This window comes from Prauserella aidingensis (assembly GCF_024171865.1).
GTDB lineage: Bacteria > Actinomycetota > Actinomycetes > Mycobacteriales > Pseudonocardiaceae > Prauserella > Prauserella aidingensis.
Genome location: NZ_JAMTCN010000010.1, coordinates 90,613 through 107,426 on the forward strand (window position 1 = coordinate 90,613; position 16,814 = coordinate 107,426).

The following is a 16,814-nucleotide window of genomic DNA, read 5'->3' on the forward strand; positions in this document are numbered from 1 at the left end:
GGGGACCGTGGTGCGGATCCGGGGAGCCGTGTTGCGGCCGTCGGTCAGCGGCGTGGTTCCCAGCGGAAGAATTTCGCCGCGAGGTTGGCCGCGACGAACACCCAGGCGAACGTCGGGGCGAGCAGGATCAGCGATTCCGACAGCGCGACCCCGCCGTCCCAGGCGTTCAGCACCAGTTCGGTCGCCGCGCCACCGGGGACCAGTCGTTTGACCAGCTGCAGGTCCTCCGCGCCGGTGAGCCCGATCCAGCTCGCCACGGCGATCATGCCGAGGGCGATCGGCAGGGTCGTGACCTGTGCGTGTTCGGGCGAGTTCGTCACCCCCGCCGTCGCCAGGGCGAATCCCACCAGCATCGCGATCGTCGCGACGACCGCCACGGCGAGCAGGACGGGATCCGCCGGTGCTCCGGCCACGACGCCGAAGACGATGAGGATGCCCGTCACCTGCACGGTCGCGAGCACGGTCACCGGCAGCAACAGCCCGCCGAGGATTCCGCTGTCCCCGATCGCCGTCGACCGGAGCCGCTTGAGGAACAGGTTCTGCCTGCGGGAGGCGAGCGTCGTCACCGCACTGGTGTACAGACCGAACGCACCGACCGTGAACACCACGATCGCGGCGATGTAGCCGAGGCTGCCGGCGTCGGCGAACACCTCGTGCCGGTGGACGAAGAAGGCGCTGACGGCGATCGGCATGATGAAGCTGGTCAGCAGCACGAGCCGATTACGGAACAGCTGGACGAGTTCGCCGTAGGCGATGGCGAGCATGGAGGTACTCCCTGGTGAGAAGGTCGCGGAGCCGGACGGACAGTCGGCTCAGTTGATGGCGCGGAAGACGTCGTCGAGGCGGGTCGGGCCCGCTTCGAGTCCGATGAGGTCGACGCCGTGGTCCTCGGCCCAGCCGAGGAGCGTGTGCAGGTCCTTCTGAACACGGTGTGTCTCGACGCGGAACGTCCCGTCGGCCTGGCGCTCGACGTGCAACGGCAGCGCAGGCACACCGGCCGACGGCGGAGCGGGCAGCCCGAACGTGATCACGCCCGGCAACGCGCCCGTCAGCTCGGCGACCGTGCCTTCCCTGTGGAACACGCCCTGGTGCATCAGCCCGATCCGATCGGCCCGCTGTTGGGCCTCCTCGAGGTAGTGCGTGGTGAGTACGACCGTGGTGCCGCTCTCGCGCAGCCGGTCGACGGCGTCCCAGAGTTCGTCGCGGGACTGGATGTCCAGGCCGGTCGTCGGCTCGTCGAGCACGATCAGCTCGGGTGTGCCGTACACGGCGGTGGCGAAGTCGAGCCTGCGCTTCTCGCCACCGGAAAGCTGGGAGACCTTGGTACGCGCCTTCCGGGTGAGGCCGACGAGGTCGACGACGCGGTCGACGTCGTCGTCGCGTCGGGTCAACGTCCCGATGATCCGGACCGACTCCGCAACCGTGAGGTCCGGGGAGAACCCGCTCTCCTGCAGCATGATCCCCATGCGCGGCCGCACGGTGTTCCTGTCCCAGGGGCTGTGGCCGAACACGCGGACCGTGCCGGAGGCGGGTCTCCTGTGGCCCTCGATGACCTCCAGCGTCGAGGTCTTGCCCGCGCCGTTGGTGCCGAGCAGGGCGTAGAACTCGCCGCGCCGCACGTGGAAGGTGAGGTCCTTGACCGCGTGGAACTCGCCGTAGACGAGGTCGAGCCCCTCCACGTCGATCACCGGTGTGTCGTCTGTGGTGTGCATGGCGTCGATTCCACGCGCTCGGGCGCTCCGCGGGCAGTGCCGCGACGTCACGACCTGCCCGTGACATTCCCGGTGGGCACCCGTGACGTGGCGTCACTGGCGGCCGCTTGCCCGGCACGGAATGCTGGGAGCGGACCTGCCCACTCCCGGCCGACGAGGACCAGTGACGACCACCGGCGATCAGACCGACGCCCAGACCCGGTTGCGCAAGCTCAACCTCACCGTGTTGCTGCCGCCGGTCCTGGGTGTCGGCATCCTGCTTCTCATCGTCGACACGGACACGTGGCTCGACCGGACCGTGCTCGCCGTCGGTGTCGCGGCGGCGGCGTACGCGTTCGTGCACTGGGCCCACGGCGGCATCCTGCGGGTCGCCGTGCCGTGCCTCGGGCTGACAGCGGGCGTGTGGCTCTACGGTGCGCTGGCGTCCGACATGCGCACGGCGTTCTTCCCCCTCCTCGTCGTGGGGCCGTTCGTCGTGTCGCGGCTGCCGCGTCGGCGTATCGCCGCGACGGTGGCTCTCACCGTCGGCGGTGCGGCGATCGGGGCCCTGCGCCTGCTCGTGACCACCGACGACGTACCGGGGACCCTCCTGACCGACGTCGCCCTGCCCGGTGGCCTGCTGCTGCTGGCTTCCCTGGCCGAGTTTCCCAACAAGCGCTTCTACGACGTCGTGACGGACCTCGAGCGGGCGCGGTACCGCGAGGCGGAACTGGCCGTCGCCGGGGAACGCATGCGGTTCGCCAGCGATCTGCACGACATCCAGGGCCACACCCTGCACGTCGTCAAACTCAAGGCCGCACTCGCGCGCAGGCTCGTCGCCACGGACCCCGCCCGTGCCGAGAACGAGCTCCAGGAGATCCACGACCTGGTGGGCGAGACGATCACCCGCACCAAGGAACTCGCCCACGCCCAGCGGCGACTCAACCTGACGGCCGAACTGGAGAACGCGAAGAACCTGTTCGAAGCGGCGGGGATCGGCGTCGACATCGACCGCAGCGAGGAACCGAACCCCGACGTCAGCGAACTGCTCGGTCAGGTGCTGCGCGAGACCACGACGAACATCCTCCGGCACGCCCAGGCCGAACGAGTGCGCATCACTCTCTCACCCGCGGGAATCACGATCGTCAACGACGGCGCTCCGGACACCCGGCCCGTCCTCAGTGGACTCGCGACGCTCACCGACCGCATCGCCGACGCGGGCGGCGCTCTGACGGTGCAGCAGCGGGACGGGCGGTTCGTCACCGCGGCCGAGTTCGGTGTCACCGCCACGCACGCGACGCGAACCGGCGCCGGCGAGGAGGAATCGGCGTGACCACGGTGGTACTGGCCGACGACGAGGCGTTGCTGCGGAAGGCGATGGCGTCCCTGTTGCCGATGGAAGGCGACATCACCGTGCTCACCGAGGCCGGGGACGGCGAGGCCGCCGTGCGGGAGACGCTCCGTCACCGGCCGGACGTGCTCGTCATCGATCTGGAGATGCCGGGGCTGGACGGGCTCGGAGCGGTCACGCGGATCCGCGACGAGCTGCCGGACCAGGTGATTCTGATGCTCACCCGGCACGCACGGCCCGGGGTGCTCCGGAAGGCGCTCAAACTCGGCGTGCAGGGGTTCGTCAGCAAATCGGCCGAGCCGGCGCACATCGCGTCGGTCATCGCGACGCTCCACGGGGGAAAGCGCTGGATCGACCCGGACGTCTCCGCGCTCGCCGTCGTCGACGACTGTCCCCTCACCGACCGGGAGGTCGACGTGCTGCGGGCAACGAGTGAGGGGTACTCGGTCGCCGACATCGCGGCACAGCTCCACCTCGCCGAGGGCACCGTCCGCAACTACCTGTCCACCACGATGCGGAAGACCCAGACCCGCACCCGGCACGACGCGGCACGGTACGCACGCAACCGCGACTGGCTGTGACCCGCGCGTGGCGTGACCGGCGGATGCACGGCCGGACGGCCTCTCGGGCGCTGCAGGAGGCCGACGTCCGGGTCAGTCGATCGGCGTGACCGGGGCAATCCACAGGCCGGTCAGCGCGTCGATCAGGCCGTGGGCGGCCGCCTCCCAGGATTCCGCCGACGGCTCCGTGCCCTCGGCCAGCGCCCGCTCCCGGTCCGCGACGGTGTGCACCATGAGGGTCCGGGCCATCTCGGCGCGCTGGTGCCGGACGTCCCTGGGCAGCCGCGGCAGGCAGGCCTCCAGTCCGTCGCGGACCTCGTTCAGTGCCGGTGAGTTCATCGCCTCGACGGAGATCACCTCCGCGAAGGCCGGTTCGGTGGCCGCCTGCGCGGCGAAGCGCGCGTACCACGTCGGCGAGCCCGATGCGGCGAGGTGACGGGTCGTGGGCAGCACGAGGCACGCGATCCAGTCACGAACCTCGGTCGAGCCGCGGACCTGCTCCACCATCTCCTGACGCCGGTGTTCGACCTGTTGATGCCGGTTGCGCGCGATCGCGCGCACCAGGTCGGCCTTGCCGCCGAAGTGGTAGCCCACGGCCGTGTTGTTGCCCTGTCCCGCGGCTTCGCTGACCTGCCGGTTCGACACGGCGGTCACGCCGTACTCGGCGAAGAGCCGTTCGGCGGCCTCGATGATCAACTGCCGGGTCGCGGCGGCCCGCGACGTCCGTTCCACTCCGTTGTCGGTCACCACGACACAACACCTCCCAGCGACTTCGCGGCAGCGTACGCGCCGCACACCCGGGTGATGCACAGCGACAGCTTGTCCATGCTAAATTAAGGCACGTGACTGAGTTTCGTCTCGGAGGCCGAGACGCTCGACACCGGTCCGCCCCACGGCCGACGCCCCTCGCGGCGCGACACCGACGTCCCGGCCGAACCCCCGACTTCCCAGGAGTTCGCCCATGTCCCCCACCGTGACGGCACAGCCGGCGGACGAGAAGGCCACGGCACCGGCCCCGTCGCAGGCGGTCGTGATGGTCCTCGCCTTCAGCGGCATCCTCGTCTCGCTCATGCAGACACTCGTCGTACCGCTGGTGCCGACACTGCCCGCACTGCTGGGCGCATCTCCGGCCGACACGGCGTGGGCCATCACCGCGACCCTCCTCGCGGGCGCGGTCGCCACCCCGACCGTCGGCAGACTCGGCGACATGTACGGCAAACGCCGCATGCTGCTGCTGAGCATCGGCCTGCAGATCACCGGCTCCGTGTTCTGCGCCCTCGCCGGCAGCCTGCCGACGATGGTGATCGGCCGAACGCTGCAGGGCCTCGCCGCAGGCGTCATCCCCCTGGGCATCAGCATCATGCGCGACGTCCTCCCCCGGGAACGCCTCGGCTCGGGCACCGCGTTGATGAGCGGCTCCCTCGGCGTCGGCGGCGCACTCGGTCTGCCCGCGTCGGCGTTCCTCATCGAACGGGCCGACTGGCACGTCATGTTCTGGGTGGCCGCGGGCCTCGGACTCGCGGCGGGTGTGCTGATCACAACCCTGGTGCCGGAATCGCCGGTGCGCGTGGGCGGACGCTTCGACCTGCCCGGCGCCGTCGGCCTGTCCGTCGCACTGCTGTGCCTGCTGCTCGCGATCTCGAAGGGTGCGGACTGGGGCTGGACCAGCGGGTCGACCCTCGGACTGTTCGCCGTCGCCGTCGTCGTGCTGGCGCTGTGGGGCCGGTGGGAACTCCGCACCGGCAACCCCCTGGTGAACCTGCGGACGACCGCGCGCCGGCAGGTGCTGCTCACCAACATCGCGTCCGTGGTGTTCGGCTTCGCCATGTTCTCGATGTCACTCGTCGTGCCGCAGCTGCTGCAGGCGCCGGAGGCCACCGGCCACGGACTCGGGCAGACGATCCTCGTCACGGGTCTCGTCATGGCACCGAACGGCCTGATCATGATGGCGATGTCGCCGGTGTCGGCACGGATCTCCGCACTGGCCGGGCCGAAGGTCACGTTGATGACCGGAGCGGTCGTCGTCGCCTGCGGCTACGGCCTCGGAACGGTGCTGATGGGCGAGATCTGGCAGCTCATGATCTTCACGTGCGTCGTCGGCGCAGGCATCGGGCTCGCCTACGGCGCCATGCCTGCCCTCGTCATGGCGGCGGTACCCGTCTCGGAGACGGCGTCCGCGAACAGCCTCAACACACTGATGCGCTCGTTCGGCACCTCCACGTCCAGCGCGATCACCGGTGTGGTGCTGGCCAGCATGACGGTCAGCGTGGGCGGCGCGGCCGTCCCGTCGGAAGGCGGGTTCCGGCTCGTGCTGGCCGTCGGCGCGTTCGCGGCGATCGCCGCACTGTGCGTCGCAGCGTTCCTGCCGAAGCGCAACGACGCCTGACGACGCCGTGTTGCGGATCCCGGGCGCCGCGTTGCGGATCCCGGGCGCCGCGTTGCGGATCCCGGGCGCCGCGTTGCGGATCCCGGGCGCCGCGTTGCGGATCCCGGGCGCCGCGTTGCGGATCCCGGGCGCCGCGTTGCGGATCCCGGGCGCCGTGAGCGTGTCCGCCGCGGCGGACACGCTCACGGCCGGATGTCGTACGCCTCGATCGCACGGCCCGGGCACTGGTCCACGGCCTCGCCGACGGAGCCGGCCAGCGCCTCGGGCGGCGTCGGGTCGAGCAGCACGACCGTGCCGTCCTCGTCGCGCTGATCGAACACCTCCGGCGCGAGGACCACGCAGTTTCCCGCGCCACAGCAACGTTCGCGGTCCACGGTCACGTTCATCCGATTCACTTCCCTTCATCGCGGCCTACCATCGCGGCCTACGTCACTTCGCCGGGGAACGGCCGGCCGAACCCCGGCGGGCACGGGCAGCCTCACCACGTCACGGGCAGAGCGTGGACGCCGAAGGCGAGCGCGTCGTGCTTGAACTCGATCTCGTCGAACTCGACGGCCGGCGTCAGCGTCGGAATCCGGCGGAACAGCGTGCCGTAGACGATCTGCAGTTCGGCGCGGGCCAGTTGTTGGCCGACGCACTGGTGCGGACCGAAGCCGAACGCCTGGTGCCGCCCCTGCGGACTGCGGAGATCCAGTGCCTCCGGGGCGTCGAACACGTCAGGGTCGCGGTTGCCTGTCGGCAGGTCGATGATGATGCCCTCGCCCTCGCGGATCACCTCGCCGGCGATCTCGATGTCCGCGGTCGCGATCCGGCGTTGGCCGACCTGCGGGATCGTCAGGTAGCGCAACAGCTCCTCGGTGGCCGTTGCGACAACGGCGGGGTCGTCGGTGTCGCGCAACAGGGCCAGCTGTTCGGGATGCCGCAGCAACGCCACCGTGCCGAGCGCGATCATGTTGGCGCTGGTCTCGTGTCCCGCCACCAGCGCCTGTAGACCGAGCAGGCCGCCTTCGACCTCGGAGAGCTCTCCCGCCGTGACACGTTCGGCGATGTCGCTGAGCACATCGTCCCCAGGGGTCTCCTTTTTGGACCGGACGAGCCCGATGAGGTACTCGGTCAGGGCCTGCATCGACGCCCCACTCTCCTCCGCCGACGCGGTGCCCCCGACGCCGACGGCACTGCGCTCCTGGAAGAAGTCACGATCCTCGTAGGGCACGCCGAGCAGTTCGCAGATCATCAGCGACGGCAACGGCACCGCGAGCGACGTGACGAGGTCGGCGGGTTTCGGCCCGGCCAGCATCGCATCGATCAGCTCGTCGGTGATCCGCTGGATCGCGGGCCGCAGCGCCTGGACCCGCTTGGCCGTGAAGGCACGCGTCAGGATCTTGCGGAGTCTGCGGTGTTCGGCACCGTCCAGATTGAACACCATGGCCGGACGGTGTTCGAGCGTGTCCCGCATGGCCTGACTGAACAGCGGAAATCCCGCGCGGTGTTCATCGACACTGACGCGCTCGTCGCCGAGCAGCGCTCGTTGCGACTCGTGCCCGGTGACCAGCCACGGCGTACTGCCGTCCCAGATCGTCACGCGACTCAGCGGCGCTTCTTCCGCCAGCGCACGCAGTACGGGCGGGGGCGCGAACGGACAAGCGGCATCGCGCTTCGCCGGGTAGTCGGGCGCGGCGGCCCGGACGTCGGGGGCGGTCATGCGACTCCTCACACTGCCGGACCGTCGAATCGGATGAAACGGTCAGTTCTCGCGGCGATCCACTCACGCCGGCGTCGACAGGCTAGGGATCATCCGAAAAGCAAGTCAAGCAGCTGCCTTAATTCGGTCGTCGTGCGGCTCCGGAACGCGAACGCTCACGAGGACGGCCAGCGTCACGCCGGACAACACCGCCGCGACCGCGAACCCGGTCGTCACGCTCGTCGCCTCGATGAGCGGCCCGAACACCAGCGGCGAGGCGAACTGGCCGACGAACATCGCGGTACCCGACAACGACGTGGCCTTGCCGCGGTCGTCGGCCGCCGGCGTGTCTCCGATGAGGACGGTCAGGGTCGGCAGCAGGAGCCCGTTGCCGATGCCGAACACCGCGCCCGCGACGAGCACGAGTGGGTAGACGTCGACCACGGCGAGCAGGGCGAACCCCGCCACCCAGCACGCGAACGCGACCCGCAGTAACACGCCGTGACGCGCCCTGCCCCGAATGCGGGCGTACAACAGCCCGAGAACGGCGGCGGTGAGCGACGAGGCGACCATGAACAGCGACACCAACAGCGGGCTGTGCACGCCGATACCGGCGAGCCTCGTCGGTAGGAACACGGCCGTGGAGTACATCGCCAGTCCCATCATCAGCATCAGCGCGTACCAGCCGAGCAGCGCCGGATACCGGCGCAGCAACCGCAACACCCCGCCGCCGGCCGTACCGTCAGCCGGCGCGGCGGCCCCGTCGGCGCCTGCAGGCAGACAACGAAGCGCGGCGATCCCCAGCGGCACACCGACGACGTAGACGGCGAACGCCCCGTGCCAGGACACTCCGCCCAGCGCACCCGCGGCCAACGGCCAGACGAGGCCGCCGATCGTGGTCGCGGTCGAGCGCCAGCCCATCACGCGATCGCGCTCACTGCCCCGGTACAGCGAGAGCAGGGCGACGGTCGTGCCGGTGAACACGACCGCGGCACCCAGTCCGAGCGCCACCCGGCTCGCGAGCAAGGTCGGGTAGTCGGTGGCGGCCATGCCGGCACCGCCGCCCACGCCGTAGACGATCAGTCCCGCGACGAGCGGCCTCCGCACTCCGTAGCGGTCGATGAGCCTGCCGACCACCGGGCCGGCCACGGCGATGACGACGCCGTGTGTGGTGATGACGAATCCGGCGAGGGTGCCGTCGATGCCCAGATCGGACCGGATCAGGTCCAGCACCGGCATGACGGTGGCTCCCGCCATGACGCTCAGGGTCGACGCGAGCAACAGCACGATCAGAGCGCTGCGCTGTCGAACGGACATGGCCTGCCTCCACTGTCGGCGAGATCCCAATGTGCCACTCGGGGGCAAAAACTTCTGAGCGGCAGAGTACACCGCATGCCATGCGACGCCAACGTCGATATCGTGCGGACCGTGCACGAGACGAACACCGACGACGACCGGCCGATGCCGCTCCGGGAACGCAAGAAGCGCCGCACCCGGGAGGCACTCGGCGAAGCGGCGCTGCACCTGTTCCTCGACCGCGGCTTCGACGCCGTGACCCTGGACGAGCTCGTCGACGCGGTCGAGGTGTCGAAGCGGACCTTCTTCCGGTACTTCCCCTCGAAGGAAGCGGTGGCGACGGCCGCCGAGCACGAACTCTGGGACGCCTACCTCGACCGGATCACGGGCGCACCGCTGACCGGCTCGGTACTGGACGTCCTGCACACCTGCCTGACGACGGCGGTCCGCGGGATGGACGGCGAGTGGGAACGGCGATTCCTCGCCACCCGTGGCCTGATCGCGCACACGCCACAGCTGCGCGACCACAGTGATCTGGCCTCACTGCGCACCCAGGACCGGATCGCCGACGAACTGGGCGGCCGACTCGGCGACGACACGACTCCGGACGTGCAGGTGCGACTGCTGGCGGAAGTCGCCATGGCCGCGTGGCGCACGGCGGCGCGCCGCTGGGTCCGGGAGCACCGCCACACGGCGTTCGACCTCACCGCTCCCCGGGAACAGCAGCGGGATTCCGCGACGCGAGCCGATCTGATCGACAACATCGACACGACCTACGCGGCACTCGGCGACAGCATCGCCCTCCGGATCTGAACCCGGACAGGACACGTCGTCGCGAACCCGCGCCGCACCCGGAAACCACAACACCGTCCCGCGAAACCGCAACACGATCCCCGGGATCCGCAACACGCGCCCCCAGGGGCACAACACGGTCCCCGGGAAGCGCAACACGGTCCCCCGAGGGCGCAACACGGCGCGGTGTGGGTCACGCTCGGTTGACGGTCATATCGACGACCGTCAAGATAGACGAATGTCGAAACAGCTGCCGGCGCTCACCGGGACGGCCGGGGCGGTCGGGACAGTCGGGGCGGTCGGGACAGTCGATCCCTGCGAGACGTCGTTGTGCGGCGACCCGTTGTCACAGGAACAGGCCGGCCGGCTCGCACCCGCCTTCAAGGCGCTCGCCGATCCGGTGCGCCTGCGCCTGCTGTCGCTCATCGCCTCGCACGCGGGTGGCGAGGCGTGCGTGTGCGACCTCACCGGGACGTTCGATCTCACCGGGCCGACGATCTCCCACCACCTCAAGGTGCTGCGCGAGGCCGGGCTCGTGACGAGCGAGCGGCGCGCGACGTGGGTGTACTACCGCGCGGCGCCGGACGTCCTGGCCCGGCTGTCCGCCGTGCTCCGGCCCGCAGGCATCACGCTCGACCAGACCTCCGACCCGACCACCGACGCGACCCCCGAGACGGAGATTCCCGCATGACCGCGGACACCACGGAGACGACGGCGGGCGACCGCGGCGTCGTCGGCAAACTCTCCACACTGGACAGGTTCCTGCCATTGTGGATCGCCGCCGCAATGGTGGTGGGCCTGCTCGCCGGCCGGTGGGTTCCCGGGCTGAACACGACGCTCGAGGCCATCTCGGTCGGCGGTGTCTCGGTGCCGATCGCGCTCGGCCTGCTGGTGATGATGTATCCGGTGCTGGCGAAGGTGCGCTACGACCGGCTCGACACCGTCACGCGCGACCACCGGCTGTTGTGGCCGTCGCTGGTGCTGAACTGGGTCCTCGGCCCCGCCGTCATGTTCGCCCTGGCGTGGGCACTGCTGCCGGACCTGCCCGAGTACCGCACCGGACTGATCATCGTGGGGCTGGCGCGGTGCATCGCCATGGTGATCATCTGGAACGACCTGGCCTGCGGTGATCGCGAGGCCGCTGCGGTGCTGGTGGCGCTGAACTCGGTGTTCCAGGTCGTCGCCTTCGGCGCGCTCGGCTGGTTCTACCTGGAACTACTGCCCGCCTGGCTCGGCCTGCCCACGGCCGATCTCGACGTGTCGGCGTGGCAGATCGTCGTGAACGTGCTGATATTCCTCGGCATTCCACTCCTGGCCGGGTACCTCACGCGGCGGTTCGGCGAGCGCGCGAAGGGCCGCGCCTGGTACGAGTCCCGCTTCCTGCCGCGCATCGGGCCGCTGGCGCTCTACGGACTGCTGTTCACGATCGTGCTGCTGTTCGCACTCCAGGGTGAGCAGATCACGAGCAGTCCACTCGACGTCGCCCGCATCGCGCTCCCGCTGCTGATCTACTTCGCCGTGATGTGGGCGGGCTCGTACGCACTCGGCAGGGCGGTCGGCCTGAACTACGAGCGCACCACGACACTCGCGTTCACAGCTGCGGGCAACAACTTCGAGCTGGCGATCGCGGTGGCCATCGCGACGTTCGGCGCCACCAGCGGCCAGGCACTGGCCGGGGTCGTCGGGCCGCTCATCGAGGTACCCGTGCTCGTGGCGCTCGTGTACGTCTCGCTCGCGCTCCGGCGCCGCCTGTTCCCCTCGCACACCCCGACGCAGTCCGTTCGGCAGTGATCCGTCCGACCAGAAGGAGTCACCGTGTCCGACATCCCCGAGGTGCTGTTCGTCTGCGTGCACAACGCGGGCCGTTCGCAGATGGCCGCCGCGTTGCTCGACCACCACGCGGCGGGCCGCGTGACCGTCCGGTCCGCGGGGTCGGCGCCCGCCGAGTCGATCAACCCGGCCGTGCGCGAGGTGATGGGTGAGCTCGGACTGGACCTGAGCAAGGAGTTCCCGAAGCCGTTGACGACCGAGGCGGTGCAGGCGGCCGACGTGGTGATCACGATGGGCTGCGGCGACGCCTGCCCGGTGTTCCCCGGTAAGCGTTACCTGGACTGGCAGCTGGCCGACCCCGCGGGCAAGGGGGTCGACGACGTGCGGCCGATCCGCGACGACATCGACCGCCGGGTGCAGGCGTTGTTGGCCGAGCTGGTGCCGACGTCGTGACGCCCCGGCGATCCACCGCCGCCGCGGGACACGTGACAGTGGTGAGGGAGCGTGAGCGGTGACCGACACCGTGGTCGTGGTCGGCGGCGGTCAGGCGGGCCTGGCCGCGGGGTACTTCCTGCGCCGGGCCGGGTTGCGGTTCGTCGTGCTCGACGCGCAGGACGAACCGGGCGGCGCGTGGCGCCGCGGCTGGGACTCGCTGCGGCTGTTCTCCCCTGCCGAGCACAACCCGTTGCCGGGCTGGTGGATGCCGCGGCAGGACGGGGAGCCGTTCCCCACCGCCGACCACGTCGCGGCGTATCTGCGCGACTACGAGAAGCGCTACGACCTGCCGGTGCGGCGCCCCGTGCGGGTCCACGGGGTGCGGGACGCGGGACCGCGGCTCGCCGTCGACACCGACCACGGCACCTGGCACGCGTCGTTCGTCGTCAGCGCGACGGGAACCTGGGAGTCACCGGTGACGCCGGCCGTCCCCGGTGCCGCGGAGTTCGCGGGCGAGCAGCTGCACACCGTGGACTACCGCTCCCCGGAACGGTTCCGCGGCCGGCGCGTCGTGGTTGTGGGAGGCGGTAACTCGGCGGCGCAGATCCTGGCGGAGGTGTCGACCGTCGCGACGACGACGTGGGTCACGCGCCGACCTCCACGGTTCATGCCCGACGACGTGGACGGCCGCGTGCTGTTCGACGTCGCCACCCGTCGGGATGCGGCTCGCCGGGCGGGAACCGACGCCGAGAGCGTGTCGGCGCTGGGGGACATCGTGATGGTTCCGTCGGTCCGCGAGGCCCGCGATCGCGGCGTGCTCCACGCCCGGCCGATGTTCGACCGCCTCACCCGCGACGGTGTGGCGTGGGACGACACAGATCCGGACGGTGCGGGCGAGGGCTCCACGCAGCCGTGCGACGTGATCGTCTGGTGCACCGGATTCCGGCCCACGCTCGACCACCTGGCGCCGCTGGAGCTGCCCCTTCGCCGCGGCGTGCCGAAGACGGCAGGCACCCGGTCGGTCGACGAACCGCGGCTGCATCTGCTGGGCTACGGCGACTGGACGGGTCCGGCGTCGGCGACGCTGATCGGTGCGAGCCGCACCGCGAAGCCGGCCGTCGCCGACATCGCCGAGCGCCTGCGGACGGAATGACCCGTACCCGGTGGATCACCCGCGGAGCAGCCGTCGGCTGACTGTGAGGATTTCGCACGCAGCCAGCCGAGAGGACGAATGGGCACCGTTCCGTACCGTACTGGAGCACTGTGTGTACGAGGTCTCGGTGGACACCGGCTGCTGACCGGCCTCAGACATGCGTAAGGCCAGGGTCCCGGTCTGCCCCGAGTAGCACCTGGCCTTGCGACTCGCCCCGCACCCGCGGTGCGGAACTCACATGTCTCAAGGTACCCCACGCGCTGCGGACGGTCCAGCGTAGGCCGGCGACCCTGCTCGGAGCGCACCGAGGCGGCGGGTGACGTACCGGCCTGCGGCGGCCTGCCGGGCGTTCGCGCCGCCCGGCAGGCCGCCGCAGGCCGAGTTCAGCGCGCAGCCCGAGCCGGGACGGCAGTCTCGGTGGTCTCGGCGGGCGCTTCGCAGCAACCGCCTGCCGCCTCGTCCGGCTGCTCCCCCGCATGCCCGTCGGCCTGCAGGTCGGCGAGTCCCGAACCGGCACAGACCCCGGTCTCGGGAAGGGTCAGTTCGACCCGGCGGGCGGACTCGGTGTCGCCCGCGAGTTCGGCGGCGATGCTGCGGACCTGTTCGTAGCCCGTCATCGCGAGGAACGTCGGCGCCCGCCCGTAGCTCTTCATGCCCGCGAGGTACACGCCCGGTTCCGGGTGGGCGAGTTCGGCCGCGCCGTGCGGGTAAACCGTGCCGCAGGAGTGCACGTTGGGGTCGATCAGCGGCGCCAGCCGCACGGGAGCCTGCAGTGTGGTGTCCAATTCGAGCCGCACCTCGGACAGCCACGACAGGTCGGGCCGGAACCCGGTCAGCGCCACGACCTCGTCGACATCGGACACGCGACGTCCGTCCACAGTGGCCAGGCTGAGCCTGCCGTGATCGTCGCGTTCGACGACGTCGGTGCGGAAGCCCGTCTCCACGGCGATGCGCCCCGCCTCGACGGCGGCCCGCGCGCGGTCGCCCAGCGCGCCGCGCGCGGGCAACTGGTCGGCGGCGCCGCCCCCGAAGGTGTCGCCGAGCCGGCCACGCCGCAGCAGCCACGTGATGCGGGTGTCGGGCCGTTCGGCCGCGAGCTCGTCGAACCCGATCAGCGCGGTGAGCGCCGAGTGACCGCTGCCCGCGACGACGACGTGCCGTCCGGCGTAGCGCCGCCGCAGCTCCGGGTCGCTCAGGTCCGGCAGGTGGTGGGTGATCCGGTCGGCGGCGTTGCGTTCGCCTGCTGCGGGGAGCCCGTCGCCGCCCAGCGGGTTGGGCGTGTGCCAGGTTCCGGACGCGTCGATCACCGCCCGCGCCGTGATCCGCTCCTCGCCGTGCGGCGTCCGCACATGCACGGTGAGCGGTTCCGACTCCCGGCCTGCGTCCACCACGCGGTCCCGCCCGCGGCGTGCGACCCCGGTGACCTCGGCGTCGACACGCACGCGGTCACCCAGCGCCGCCGCCAGCGGCCGCAGGTAGCCGTCAGACCACTGCGCTGCGGTCGGATACGCCCAGGTCGGACGCGAATCGGCCGGACACGAGTCGGTCGGGTACGCGTCGGCGTCCGGGTCAGCCCATCCGCGGGCCTCGAGCAGTCGCCGTGCCGCGGGTGCCACGACTTCGGACCAGCGGGAGAAGAGCCGCACGTGGCCCCATTCGGCCACGGCCGCACCCGCCTGCGGTCCGCGCTCGAGGACGAGCGGCTCGATTCCCCGCTGCAGCAACTCGGCGGCCGCCGCCAGGCCGACCGGCCCCGCCCCCACCACGACGACCGGATCCTCGTCCCTCCCGGAGGCGTTCCCGTAGCCCTGCTCGGACACCCTCATCACCCTTCCACGAGACTTTATCGATGTGTATCGATCGAACTGACGTCGAGAGTATCGACGGCGATCGATGAAGGCAACCATCGACGGACATCGATACACTGACGGCATGCCGATCGCGCTGCGCCAAGCCCAGGTCCTGCCCACCGCGGACGCGAGCACGTACGCGGAGTGGTTCTCGTGCCTCGCCGAGCCGGTTCGGGTGCGGCTGCTCCACGCGGTCGCCACCAGCCCGAAGGGCATCACGGTGGGGGCACTCACCGAGCTGCTCGGGACCAGCCAGTCGACGTGTTCGTTCCACGTGCGCAAACTCGCCGACGTGGGGTTCGTCGAGACCCACAAGGAGGGCACGAGCACGGTCGTCACCGTCAACGAGGCGTGCTGCAGCGGACTCCCCCACGCCGCAGACGCCGTCATGGGCGCACTCGGTCCGCGGCCGTGTTGCCCGGAGGACCTGCCCACCAACGTCACCGTGCGCGCGCTGCACGACGAGGACTGGCCCGCGGTGCGGCGGATCTACGGCGAGGGCATCGCCTCCGGCATCGCGACGTTCGAGACGGACGTGCCGGACGCGGGACGCCTCGACGCCACGTGGCTGCCGGACCATCGCTGGGTCGCCGAACTGGACGGCGAGGTCGTCGGCTGGACCGCCGCGACACCGGCGTCGTCGCGGGAGTGCTACTCCGGCGTCGCGGAGACGTCCGTCTACATCGGAGAGGAACACCGCGGCCGCGGCATCGGAAAGGCGTTGCTGCACAAGCAGGTCATGGCGGCGGACGACGCCGGCCTGTGGACCTTGCAGACGTCGATCTTCACGCTGAACCGCGCGAGCATCGCCCTTCACCACGCGGCGGGCTACCGCACCGTGGGCGTGCGCGAACGCATCGCCCGCCGCGACGGCCGGTGGCACGACACGGTCTTCCTGGAGCGCCGCTCACCGGTGAACTGAACCGGTGGCGGCCGGGGGGGTCAGCCTCGGTCGAGGAACGGCGCCACGGCCTCGGCGAGGGCATCCACCTGGTCGAGACGCGGCAGGGTGGGCGTCAACGTGACCTCGGTGAAGCCGGCGCGGCGATGGGTTTCGACGGCCTCGCTCACCTCGTCGGCGCTGCGGACGACGTCGCGCCCGATCGCGTCCGCACGTTCGCGTCCGAAGAACGAGTAGTACCCGGAGAGGTTGCGGTACGCCTCGGTCCGTTCGACGTCGGCGCCCTCCGCACCGTCGCCGAGTCCGAAGTAGACCAGAGCCGCGAAGCGCGGGGATCCGTCGCGACCGGCGTCGGCCCAGGCGTCGCGGATCCGTTCCAGGACCGGCAGATTGCGGTCGACGCCGCCGGTCGCGCCGGTCCAGCCGTCGCCCCAGCGCACGGTGCGGCGCACCATCGCGTCACTGTGCCCGCCGAACAACAACCCCGGCCGGGACGGTGGTGTGGGCCCGATCCGCTGTCCGTCGAGCACCTCCTGCCCAGCCCATGCGCCGTGGAGCAGTTCGACCTGCCGGTCCAACGTCGCACCCCGCCGGTGGAAGTCGGCGCCCACCGCGTCGTAGTCGGACGCGCGTGCCCCGAGGCCGACACCGAGGGTGAACCGATCACCCGCGAACGCACCGAGGGTCGTCGCGGCCTTCGCGAGCAGGGCTTCCGGCATCAACGGGGCGAGCAGCACGTTGCTCTGCACCCCGATCCGGTTCGTCGCGCCCGCCACGGTCGCCAGGCTGACGAGCGAGTCGAACGACGGGTACGTCAGCCGTCCGATCGTCGACACGAAGGCGAAGCCGCGTTCCTCCGCCCGGCGTGCCCAGTCGAGCATCAGCGGCCCGGTCACCCCGGGAAGAACGTTGGGCAGGCCGATTCCGATGCGCATTCCACTACCGTCA

Annotated in this window: 17 protein-coding genes; 9 read left to right on the forward strand and 8 right to left on the reverse strand. The window is 70.8% G+C overall.

The window, feature by feature from the left end; genetic code table 11:
* Positions 1–44: 44 nt before the first annotated feature.
* Together LY13_RS12880 and LY13_RS12885 are read right to left on the reverse strand one after the other, a co-directional pair.
* Positions 45–764: an ABC transporter permease gene (locus LY13_RS12880; protein ID WP_253828641.1), complete on the reverse strand. Its 720-nt coding sequence runs from the start codon at positions 762–764 to the stop codon at positions 45–47.
* Between the two features lie 48 nt (positions 765–812).
* Positions 813–1,712 (reverse strand): ABC transporter ATP-binding protein, encoded by a 900-nt coding sequence (locus tag LY13_RS12885; protein ID WP_253828642.1) that lies wholly within the window; start codon positions 1,710–1,712, stop codon positions 813–815.
* A gap of 163 nt (positions 1,713–1,875) precedes the next feature.
* On the opposite strand from LY13_RS12885, the gene LY13_RS12890 reads away from it, so the two are divergent.
* Both LY13_RS12890 and LY13_RS12895 read left to right on the forward strand, forming a co-directional pair.
* On the forward strand, positions 1,876–3,024 hold the full coding sequence (locus LY13_RS12890; protein ID WP_253828643.1) for a sensor histidine kinase: 1,149 nt from the start codon (positions 1,876–1,878) through the stop codon (positions 3,022–3,024).
* A complete protein-coding gene (locus tag LY13_RS12895) occupies positions 3,021–3,623 on the forward strand; it encodes a response regulator transcription factor (RefSeq protein WP_253828644.1) in 603 nt (200 codons plus the stop codon). Before LY13_RS12890 ends, LY13_RS12895 begins: the two co-directional genes overlap by 4 nt.
* 72 nt (positions 3,624–3,695) lie before the next feature.
* Here LY13_RS12895 and LY13_RS12900 read toward each other — a convergent pair whose 3' ends face one another.
* Positions 3,696–4,352, reverse strand: coding sequence for a TetR/AcrR family transcriptional regulator (locus LY13_RS12900; RefSeq protein WP_253828645.1), 657 nt, complete (start codon positions 4,350–4,352; stop codon positions 3,696–3,698).
* A gap of 211 nt (positions 4,353–4,563) precedes the next feature.
* Here LY13_RS12900 and LY13_RS12905 point away from each other — a divergent pair, with 211 nt between their 5' ends.
* Positions 4,564–5,988, forward strand: a complete 1,425-nt coding sequence (locus tag LY13_RS12905) for an MFS transporter (protein WP_372493821.1) — start codon at positions 4,564–4,566, stop codon at positions 5,986–5,988.
* A 182-nt stretch (positions 5,989–6,170) separates the two neighbouring features.
* On the opposite strand, the gene LY13_RS12910 is transcribed toward LY13_RS12905, so the two are convergent.
* The 3 genes from LY13_RS12910 to LY13_RS12920 all read right to left on the reverse strand — a co-directional run bounded on the left by LY13_RS12910 (position 6,171) and on the right by LY13_RS12920 (position 8,986).
* Positions 6,171–6,374, reverse strand: coding sequence for a ferredoxin (locus LY13_RS12910; RefSeq protein ID WP_253828646.1), 204 nt, complete (start codon positions 6,372–6,374; stop codon positions 6,171–6,173).
* Between the two features lie 92 nt (positions 6,375–6,466).
* Complete coding sequence (locus LY13_RS12915) at positions 6,467–7,690, reverse strand: cytochrome P450 (protein WP_253828647.1); 1,224 nt, start codon at positions 7,688–7,690, stop codon at positions 6,467–6,469.
* A 105-nt stretch (positions 7,691–7,795) separates the two neighbouring features.
* Complete coding sequence (locus tag LY13_RS12920) at positions 7,796–8,986, reverse strand: MFS transporter (RefSeq protein ID WP_253828648.1); 1,191 nt, start codon at positions 8,984–8,986, stop codon at positions 7,796–7,798.
* A 111-nt stretch (positions 8,987–9,097) separates the two neighbouring features.
* Here LY13_RS12920 and LY13_RS12925 point away from each other — a divergent pair, with 111 nt between their 5' ends.
* From LY13_RS12925 to LY13_RS12945, 5 genes are all read left to right on the forward strand, one after another.
* Positions 9,098–9,778: a TetR family transcriptional regulator gene (locus tag LY13_RS12925; protein WP_253828649.1), complete on the forward strand. Its 681-nt coding sequence runs from the start codon at positions 9,098–9,100 to the stop codon at positions 9,776–9,778.
* A gap of 217 nt (positions 9,779–9,995) precedes the next feature.
* Entirely contained in the window at positions 9,996–10,448 is a 453-nt protein-coding gene (locus LY13_RS12930; RefSeq protein WP_253828650.1) for an ArsR/SmtB family transcription factor, read from the forward strand.
* Complete coding sequence (gene arsB / locus LY13_RS12935) at positions 10,445–11,548, forward strand: ACR3 family arsenite efflux transporter (protein ID WP_253828651.1); 1,104 nt, start codon at positions 10,445–10,447, stop codon at positions 11,546–11,548. Before LY13_RS12930 ends, arsB begins: the two co-directional genes overlap by 4 nt.
* A 24-nt stretch (positions 11,549–11,572) precedes the next feature.
* Positions 11,573–11,980, forward strand: coding sequence for an arsenate reductase ArsC (locus LY13_RS12940; RefSeq protein ID WP_253828652.1), 408 nt, complete (start codon positions 11,573–11,575; stop codon positions 11,978–11,980).
* Positions 11,981–12,038: 58 nt separating this feature from the next.
* Positions 12,039–13,115 (forward strand): ArsO family NAD(P)H-dependent flavin-containing monooxygenase, encoded by a 1,077-nt coding sequence (locus LY13_RS12945; RefSeq protein WP_253828653.1) that lies wholly within the window; start codon positions 12,039–12,041, stop codon positions 13,113–13,115.
* A gap of 383 nt (positions 13,116–13,498) precedes the next feature.
* Here LY13_RS12945 and LY13_RS12950 read toward each other — a convergent pair whose 3' ends face one another.
* Positions 13,499–14,941 carry an FAD-dependent oxidoreductase gene (locus LY13_RS12950; RefSeq protein ID WP_253828654.1) on the reverse strand — a complete coding sequence of 481 codons (1,443 nt, stop codon included), beginning with the start codon at positions 14,939–14,941 and terminating at the stop codon, positions 13,499–13,501.
* A 106-nt stretch (positions 14,942–15,047) separates the two neighbouring features.
* Here LY13_RS12950 and LY13_RS12955 point away from each other — a divergent pair, with 106 nt between their 5' ends.
* A complete protein-coding gene (locus LY13_RS12955) occupies positions 15,048–15,887 on the forward strand; it encodes a helix-turn-helix domain-containing GNAT family N-acetyltransferase (RefSeq protein WP_253828655.1) in 840 nt (279 codons plus the stop codon).
* A gap of 20 nt (positions 15,888–15,907) precedes the next feature.
* Here LY13_RS12955 and LY13_RS12960 read toward each other — a convergent pair whose 3' ends face one another.
* Positions 15,908–16,801, reverse strand: coding sequence for an LLM class flavin-dependent oxidoreductase (locus LY13_RS12960; RefSeq protein ID WP_253828657.1), 894 nt, complete (start codon positions 16,799–16,801; stop codon positions 15,908–15,910).
* Positions 16,802–16,814 lie beyond the last annotated feature (13 nt).

What these genes read in the sequence shown, in the direction of transcription:
- LY13_RS12960 (WP_253828657.1), bottom strand. Translation starts at nt 16,801, where the DNA reads ATGCGCATCGGAATCGGCCTGCCCAACGTTCTTCCCGGGGTGACCGGG.
- arsB (WP_253828651.1), top strand. Translation starts at nt 10,445, where the DNA reads ATGACCGCGGACACCACGGAGACGACGGCGGGCGACCGCGGCGTCGTC.
- LY13_RS12930 (WP_253828650.1), top strand. Translation starts at nt 9,996, where the DNA reads ATGTCGAAACAGCTGCCGGCGCTCACCGGGACGGCCGGGGCGGTCGGG.
- LY13_RS12915 (WP_253828647.1), bottom strand. Translation starts at nt 7,690, where the DNA reads ATGACCGCCCCCGACGTCCGGGCCGCCGCGCCCGACTACCCGGCGAAG.
- LY13_RS12955 (WP_253828655.1), top strand. Translation starts at nt 15,048, where the DNA reads ATGCCGATCGCGCTGCGCCAAGCCCAGGTCCTGCCCACCGCGGACGCG.
- LY13_RS12880 (WP_253828641.1), bottom strand. Translation starts at nt 764, where the DNA reads ATGCTCGCCATCGCCTACGGCGAACTCGTCCAGCTGTTCCGTAATCGG.
- LY13_RS12950 (WP_253828654.1), bottom strand. Translation starts at nt 14,941, where the DNA reads ATGAGGGTGTCCGAGCAGGGCTACGGGAACGCCTCCGGGAGGGACGAG.
- LY13_RS12920 (WP_253828648.1), bottom strand. Translation starts at nt 8,986, where the DNA reads ATGTCCGTTCGACAGCGCAGCGCTCTGATCGTGCTGTTGCTCGCGTCG.
- LY13_RS12910 (WP_253828646.1), bottom strand. Translation starts at nt 6,374, where the DNA reads ATGAACGTGACCGTGGACCGCGAACGTTGCTGTGGCGCGGGAAACTGC.
- LY13_RS12905 (WP_372493821.1), top strand. Translation starts at nt 4,564, where the DNA reads ATGTCCCCCACCGTGACGGCACAGCCGGCGGACGAGAAGGCCACGGCA.
- LY13_RS12885 (WP_253828642.1), bottom strand. Translation starts at nt 1,712, where the DNA reads ATGCACACCACAGACGACACACCGGTGATCGACGTGGAGGGGCTCGAC.